A 6,603-nucleotide genomic window follows, 5' to 3' on the forward strand; every position below is an offset into this window, starting at 1 on the left:
GTTCGCCCAAAGGATTGGACGGCCGGTGCCGGTCGGAGCGGCATTCCTGCCGCGATTATCCGTCGCAGCTTGGTGTGGAATGCCCCTCCGGCAAGTTGGGGCTGTTCTCATTAATCTCTCAAGTTCTCGAAATTGTATGCCGATACATACCGTAGTTAGCGAGCCGGCGGCAGATTCCTGCCGAACCGAGTCGCGAGATGTTCGCACTCAAGGAAACAGTGAAGGCGGGAGGGAAATATGTCCAAAGCGATTGTTGCGTATAAAGGTGACGGCCAGCACGAGTTGATCCAACTGGTCAGTTTCAACCTGGGGGCGGAAGAGTACGCCGTCGAGGTGTTGAAAGTCCGGGAGATCATCCGGATGACGGCGATCACCCATGTCCCGAACACCTCGCACGGGGTCGAGGGGATCATCAACCTGCGCGGGAAGGTGATTCCGATCATCTCGCTGCGGAGCCGGTTCGGGATGATGCCCGCCGACTACGACCACCACACCCGGATCATGGTGATGGACATCGACGGCAAGCTGATGGGGTTCGTCGTGGACGGGGTATCGGAGGTGATCCGGATCTCCAGTGCCGAGATCCAGCCGCCGCCCGACATGGTGGGAGGCGCCGACCAGGACTTCATCAGCGGCGTCATCCAGCACGGCGACCATCTCCTGTTATTGCTGCAACTGGACAAGATGTTCGCCGGAGACGACAGCTTCAACTTCGACGAGCTGTCCATGTAGCAATGCACCATCGACAATGGACCACTGACAATTAAAAGCAGGAACGTCCCAACGAAAGGGCGGAGGAGCCAACGGCACCCCCGCCCTATTTGTTCGTCCTCCCCTCAAGAGGCCCCGTTCTTAAGGTCCGCCCTGGGAACGCACTGCCCGTGCTCCCTCGTTCCCAAGGTCAACCTGGGGAACGCAATATCCTCAAAGCCCCAGCATTGATAATGGCGGCAGGTGTCGCGTTTCGTCCCTCAATACGACCTACCCTGTATTTGTTCATTGCTCATTGCCCCAGCTTTTCCTCAAACACCTGCAACGCATCTCTCAGCGTTCCTTCCAGATCATCGCCGTACACGGTGAAGTAGAGATAGTTCCCGGAATAGTGGTGCCAGTTCAGGTCCTCTACCTGCAGCGGTGCCAGGTAGCGTTCCATCTTTTCGTACGGATAGAAGGGGTCCCCGTTGGGCCAGGTCCGCCGCAACTTGTTCACCTGGGTCTCAGTCAACGGGATCCGGTACCGTATGGAAACAACCTCTGCCTTCATAGTTTGCTCTCCCCTTTTTCTATCCTGCCTGCTCGCCGCTAAGAGCAAATATCGGTGTATTAAGCCCATTCTTTCACAGTTGCGCAACATTTTACACTTCCGTAACGGATTCTACACATTTCACCGGTAATTAACTGGGGCAGTAATCGCACGGAGTTATTACATGCAAACGATTCTGCTGATTGAAGACGAGAAAGATCTGGCCGGCTTGGTCACCTTCAACCTGGAAAAGGAAGGATACCGGACCCTGGTCGCCTTCGACGGCCTGGAAGGGTTGGAGATGGCGCGCCAGCACCTCCCGGACCTGGTGCTCCTGGACCTGATGCTCCCCGGGATGCTCGGTACCGAGGTCTGCAAGTTTCTGAAGAAGACCGAGAAGACCGCGCACATCCCGGTGATCATGACCACGGCCAAGGGTGAGGAGATCGACAAGGTGGTCGGCTTTGAAGTCGGGGCCGACGACTACGTGGTGAAGCCCTTCTCCATGCGGGAACTGCTGCTGCGGGTCAAGGCGGTGCTGCGCCGCAGCGCGACCGAAAACGAGGGGGGGACCACCGTCCGGGTCGGCCCGATCACCATCGACACCGCCCGCCACCTCGTCGTCATCAACGGCGAGGAAGTCACCTTCACCAGCACCGAGTTCAAATTGCTGCAGACCCTGGTGAAGCGAATGGGCAGAGTGCAGAGCCGGGACGTTTTGCTCAAGGATGTCTGGGGCTACAACTACGTGGAAGATACCCGGACCGTGGACACTCATATCACCAGGCTGCGCATGAAGATGGGCGAGGCCGGCGACATGATCAAGACGGTACGCGGTTTCGGTTACAAACTCGAAGCTCGGTAGTCAATCCGGTTCGTCAAAGATGACGGACACAACAACACAGGAGGAGTACATGTTCAAGTCGCTGAAAAAGACACTTTCCGCCCTGGCGCTGGTCGCCGTTGCGGCCACCGCGGTTCCGGCCTCGGCCGAGGTCCTGGTAAACGGGGCGGGAGCCACCTTCCCGTATCCGCTGTATTCCAAGTGGTTCAGCGAGTACGCCAAGGTCGATTCCAGCGTCAAGTTCAACTACCAGTCGATCGGCAGCGGCGGCGGCATCAAGCAGATCACCGCGCAGACCGTCGACTTCGGCGCCAGCGACAAGTTTCTCTCCGATGAGGAACTCAAAGCGGCACCGGGCAAGCTGATCCACATCCCCACCGTCATGGGCGCGGTCGTCGTGACCTACAACGTCCCGGGCGTCGCCAAGGGGCTCAAGCTTAACTCCGAGGACGTGGCCAACATCTTCCTTGGCAAGATCACCATGTGGAACGACCGGCGGATTGCCGATGACAACCCCGGCGTGCACCTCCCGGCCAAACCGATCGTCGTCGTGCACCGTTCCGACGGGAGCGGCACCACCAGCATCTTCACCGACTACCTGACCGGCGTGAACCAGGAATGGGCCGCGCGGGTAGGGAAGGGGACCTCGGTCAAGTGGCCGGTCGGCCTTGGCGGCAAAGGCAACGAGGGTGTGGCCGGCCAGATCAGGACCACCCCGTACTCCATCGGCTACGTCGAGCTCGCTTACGCCTTTGAGAACAAGCTCCCCTACGCCTCGCTGAAAAACAAGGCCGGCGTCTTCGTCGAGCCGTCCATCAAGTCCACCTCCGCTGCCGCGGCCGGGGCCGCCAAGCACATGCCGGCGGACTACCGCATCTCCCTGGTGAACCAGCCGGGCAAGGACGCCTACCCGGTCGTCGGCTTCACCTGGCTTTTGGTCTACGAGCACTCCAAGGACCCGGTCAAGGGCAAGAAACTGGTCGAGTTTCTGAACTGGAGCCTGCACAAAGGTCAGCACATGGCCGCACCGCTTCTCTACGCTCCCCTTCCGGAGAACGTGAAGAAGATGGTCGAGAAGACCGTGAAGAACATCAAGTAAAACCACGGCAATAAGCGTCAGCATGACAAAAAGCCCGGCCAGGCGAAAAAACTGGTCGGGCTTTCTTTATCTGGGGATTGATGCCATCTCGGTGTGCCGATGCCAATCTCGCTGTGGGAGCGCCTTTCCCGGCGCGAATACCACAACCGTTGTCGCCGCCTCTGGCGGTTCGCGCCAGGAATGCCGCTCCCACAGAAAAAGGTAAATCTGCGTCAGGTACACACGGAGCGATATTTGTGTTGCGATCTGGGGTTCCTGATCGCGGCAGGAATGCCGCTCCAGGATGGATAAAGCGGCTCATAGCCAAGGCGGTCCATGAGTGACGAAGGCGGATACTTGCCTCGAAGTGGCAGAAGGGCAGAACCCTGAAACCGCACCAAATGGCCCTGCATGCAAAAAAAGTCTTGCACCGTGAAATTGGCTATGTTATAAGCAGGGTTCTTGACACGGGGTGTAGCGCAGCCTGGCTAGCGCACCTGCCTTGGGAGCAGGGGGTCGGAGGTTCGAATCCTCTCACCCCGACCACGTTTAAGAAAGAACCTGCGCCTGTAGCTCAGTTGGATAGAGCAACGGCCTTCTAAGCCGTAGGTCAGAGGTTCGAACCCTCTCAGGCGTGCCAACAATTTAATATGGTGGATATGGTGAAGCGGTTAACACATACGACTGTGACTCGTACATACGTGGGTTCAAATCCCACTATCCACCCCAATTAAAACAAGACCCCGTGTAAGCGGGGTTTGTTGTTTCTGGCCTCCGAGCGAGAGTGGCGAAATTGGCAGACGCACCAGACTTAGGATCTGGCACCGCAAGGTATAGGGGTTCAAGTCCCCTCTCTCGCACCACAAAATAATTTGACTACCTCCAGACTGATCCACTAAGCCCCGATATTCGGGGCTTTTTTGTTTTTGGGGCGTCGGGTTCTGTCAGGTGGTATCGGTTGGAGTCGGTGGTTGGCGCCATGCCCGAGAAATAATGGTTGACACCGATGGTGGAAACGGGATAGAAAGCTACTAAAACGATGGAGAAGCTAGATGATCTCGAAAAAGACGAAATACGGGCTGAAGGCTTTGATCTACCTGGCACGCCAATACGATCGCGGTCCGATTCTGATCGCGGATCTCGCGCGTGAGGAGAACATCCCCAAAAAGTTTCTCGAGGCGATCCTCCTACTGCTCAAGAACGACGGTATCTTGCAGAGCCGGAAAGGGAAGGGGGGCGGCTACTATCTCGGCAGAGACCCCAAGCGCATCACCATGGGGCAGGCAATTCGCGTCATGGAAGGGCCTCTGGCACCGGTCCCTTGTGTCAGCGAAACAGCATATGCCGAATGCCCCGAATGCGGCAATGAAGAAACCTGCGGCATCAGGCTGGTAATGAAAGACGTGCGGGAAGCCATGGCAGCCATCCTCGACGGCACGACGCTCTATGATGTGCTTGCTAAGATCGACGCTGCTGAAGAATCGCAAAAGGGAATCCTGAATTTCTGTATCTAACAGGCCCAAGGGCATCGAGATGGTCGCTTATTCCCGCGTGAAGGCGAGAGCTCTTTTTTTGTAACGATAGTATAGTAAAACCATAGGGTAAAAATACTAAAACCGGCAGTCGATTGCCTAAACGCCTGTCCGCATGAAAGTCCTGAGGTGGCGACACCTGGTTATAACAATGGAGGGGAGCTATGGCCGCACAGCATTTGGTTGTAGTAGGGAAAAGCGGAGTCGGCAAATCGACTACGGCGGCCAACTTGGCCGCCGCACTAGCCGATGCTGGCAAAAGAGTCGTGCTGATCGGCTACGATACCCGGTGGAACACTACTGCGACACTGCGCGGGGACAATTTGTTGGCGCCGATCCCCCATTGGAATGGGGAGGGGGCGGTTCCATTCTATGCCAGGGGGTTCCGCTCGAGTCTCTGCATTGAAGCCGGTGATCTGACAATTGAAGGTGAGGCCGTGGGGGCCACAGAACTGCTGCGGAATCCCTTGGTCCGCGAATATGACCCTGATTACGTGATCCATGACGTCTCTTGGGAACCGGCGGCTTCCTTTGTCCTGCCCGCTGCTGCCGAAGGGGTCATCCGCGTTCTGGCCGTTACCTCGGCCGACATGGGTGCCATACACGCGGTGAATGAGCTTTTTGCCTGGCTGAACACGGTTTCCGCCACGGATTGCCGTTTCGGCGGGGTGGTCGTTAACAACCTGTCCGGACCACTCTATGAATCCATTGTGTCGGACTTTGCAAATCTGACCGGCGCGACGGTCGCTGCCAGCGTTACCCATTCGCTCATGGTATCGGTGAGTGACTTCTACAACCAGACGCTCATCGAGGCCGCGCCCAGCAGTCACGTCACCTACGCCTACCGAAAGGTCGCCCGGACCGTCCTTGATGATTTAGAACTGCGTCGCCCTGCGTTTCTCGATACGGTTGCCTTGAAAGAATGGGCGGTTAAGTGGGGAGAGATTATCACCGAACTGGAAACGGGCTTAGTTCGGGACGGTTCCAATATCTGACCGTCGGCAAAAAATGGTTGACGAGGAGAATCAGATCGGTTATTAGTCTAGTTAGCTTGTAGAAAAAATATTTATATACCCTTGGGGCTCCCGCCTCGAGGCTCAAAATAAGAACGACAGGTTGACCAGACACACTGGAGGCCAGGGACATTTTTTAAATCCCTGGCCTCTTTTTTTTCGATGCCCAACCTATTCTCAACCAGGTGCGGCCGGATACGTTCGCCGAGCTCAGGCGAAAGCAATTGCAGATCGGGTACGTTGAAAGACTGGGGAGATGAGGATGGCAACCGGTTCAGTAATCATTCGAAAAAAGGAAGATTCAATAGCCGCGACAGTGCGGCGGATCATCGAGATGCTCGGGGAGCTTCGTTTCGGCTCGATCACGGTCGTCGTGCAGGAAGGAAAGGTTTTGCAGATCGACAAGACCGAAAAATTCAGAATCGGCCCCGGCCGCTAGAAAAGGAGATGCAGATGTCTGGTAAGAAAGTCAAAACCATCGCGATTTACGGCAAGGGGGGAATCGGCAAGTCGACGACCACCTCCAACATTACCGCGGCACTGTCGGTGCTCGGGCTCAAGGTCATGCAGATCGGCTGCGACCCCAAGAGCGACTCGACCACGACCCTGCGCGGCGGCGGGTACATCCCGACTATCCTCGACACCCTGCGCGAGAAGAAGACGGTCAAGGCGAACGAGATCATCTTCGAGGGGTTCAACGGCATCTATTGCGTCGAGGCGGGCGGTCCGGCTCCCGGGGTCGGCTGCGCCGGGCGCGGCATCATCACCTCGGTCGAGCTTTTAAAGCAGCTTCGGGTCTTCGAGGAACTGGACCTTGACGTGGTCGTCTATGACGTTCTGGGCGACGTCGTCTGCGGCGGCTTCGCGGTTCCGGTGCGCGAGGGGATCGCCGA

General features: G+C 57.1%; 8 protein-coding genes and 4 tRNA genes. 11 read left to right on the forward strand and 1 reads right to left on the reverse strand.

Annotated elements, in window-relative coordinates; genetic code table 11:
* The first annotated feature begins 237 nt into the window (after nucleotides 1-237).
* Nucleotides 238-732, forward strand: a complete 495-nt coding sequence (locus JFN93_RS03375; RefSeq protein WP_199382576.1) for a chemotaxis protein CheW — start codon at nucleotides 238-240, stop codon at nucleotides 730-732.
* A gap of 271 nt (nucleotides 733-1,003) precedes the next feature.
* Here the strand turns inward: JFN93_RS03375 and JFN93_RS03380 are convergent, their stop codons facing one another.
* The gene (locus JFN93_RS03380; protein ID WP_199382577.1) at nucleotides 1,004-1,264 is read right to left on the reverse strand and encodes a hypothetical protein; all 261 of its coding nucleotides are present in this window, start codon (nucleotides 1,262-1,264) and stop codon (nucleotides 1,004-1,006) included.
* A gap of 163 nt (nucleotides 1,265-1,427) precedes the next feature.
* On the opposite strand from JFN93_RS03380, the gene JFN93_RS03385 reads away from it, so the two are divergent.
* From JFN93_RS03385 to JFN93_RS03430, 10 genes are all read left to right on the forward strand, one after another.
* Nucleotides 1,428-2,108: a response regulator gene (locus tag JFN93_RS03385; RefSeq protein WP_199382578.1), complete on the forward strand. Its 681-nt coding sequence runs from the start codon at nucleotides 1,428-1,430 to the stop codon at nucleotides 2,106-2,108.
* A 49-nt stretch (nucleotides 2,109-2,157) separates the two neighbouring features.
* Entirely contained in the window at nucleotides 2,158-3,186 is a 1,029-nt protein-coding gene (gene pstS / locus JFN93_RS03390; RefSeq protein ID WP_199382579.1) for a phosphate ABC transporter substrate-binding protein PstS, read from the forward strand.
* Between the two features lie 447 nt (nucleotides 3,187-3,633).
* Nucleotides 3,634-3,711, forward strand: a tRNA-Pro gene (locus JFN93_RS03395).
* 17 nt (nucleotides 3,712-3,728) lie between these two features.
* A tRNA-Arg gene (locus tag JFN93_RS03400) sits at nucleotides 3,729-3,805 on the forward strand.
* Between the two features lie 13 nt (nucleotides 3,806-3,818).
* Nucleotides 3,819-3,894: transfer RNA gene (locus tag JFN93_RS03405), tRNA-His, on the forward strand.
* Nucleotides 3,895-3,943: 49 nt separating this feature from the next.
* Nucleotides 3,944-4,028 (forward strand) — tRNA-Leu (locus tag JFN93_RS03410).
* 189 nt (nucleotides 4,029-4,217) lie between these two features.
* Nucleotides 4,218-4,679: an RrF2 family transcriptional regulator gene (locus JFN93_RS03415; protein ID WP_199382580.1), complete on the forward strand. Its 462-nt coding sequence runs from the start codon at nucleotides 4,218-4,220 to the stop codon at nucleotides 4,677-4,679.
* A 182-nt stretch (nucleotides 4,680-4,861) separates the two neighbouring features.
* Nucleotides 4,862-5,692, forward strand: a complete 831-nt coding sequence (locus JFN93_RS03420; protein WP_199382581.1) for a nucleotide-binding protein — start codon at nucleotides 4,862-4,864, stop codon at nucleotides 5,690-5,692.
* A 280-nt stretch (nucleotides 5,693-5,972) separates the two neighbouring features.
* Entirely contained in the window at nucleotides 5,973-6,149 is a 177-nt protein-coding gene (locus tag JFN93_RS03425) for a YezD family protein (protein WP_199382582.1), read from the forward strand.
* Between the two features lie 14 nt (nucleotides 6,150-6,163).
* A partial coding sequence (locus JFN93_RS03430) for an AAA family ATPase (RefSeq protein ID WP_199382583.1) occupies nucleotides 6,164-6,603 on the forward strand: 440 nt, incomplete at its 3' end.

It is taken from the genome of Geomesophilobacter sediminis, assembly GCF_016458275.1.
In the GTDB taxonomy this organism is placed as follows: Bacteria; Desulfobacterota; Desulfuromonadia; order Geobacterales; family Geobacteraceae; genus Geomesophilobacter; species Geomesophilobacter sediminis.

What these genes read in the sequence shown, in the direction of transcription:
- JFN93_RS03375 (WP_199382576.1), top strand. Translation starts at nt 238, where the DNA reads ATGTCCAAAGCGATTGTTGCGTATAAAGGTGACGGCCAGCACGAGTTG.
- JFN93_RS03380 (WP_199382577.1), bottom strand. Translation starts at nt 1,264, where the DNA reads ATGAAGGCAGAGGTTGTTTCCATACGGTACCGGATCCCGTTGACTGAG.
- JFN93_RS03385 (WP_199382578.1), top strand. Translation starts at nt 1,428, where the DNA reads ATGCAAACGATTCTGCTGATTGAAGACGAGAAAGATCTGGCCGGCTTG.
- pstS (WP_199382579.1), top strand. Translation starts at nt 2,158, where the DNA reads ATGTTCAAGTCGCTGAAAAAGACACTTTCCGCCCTGGCGCTGGTCGCC.
- JFN93_RS03415 (WP_199382580.1), top strand. Translation starts at nt 4,218, where the DNA reads ATGATCTCGAAAAAGACGAAATACGGGCTGAAGGCTTTGATCTACCTG.
- JFN93_RS03420 (WP_199382581.1), top strand. Translation starts at nt 4,862, where the DNA reads ATGGCCGCACAGCATTTGGTTGTAGTAGGGAAAAGCGGAGTCGGCAAA.
- JFN93_RS03425 (WP_199382582.1), top strand. Translation starts at nt 5,973, where the DNA reads ATGGCAACCGGTTCAGTAATCATTCGAAAAAAGGAAGATTCAATAGCC.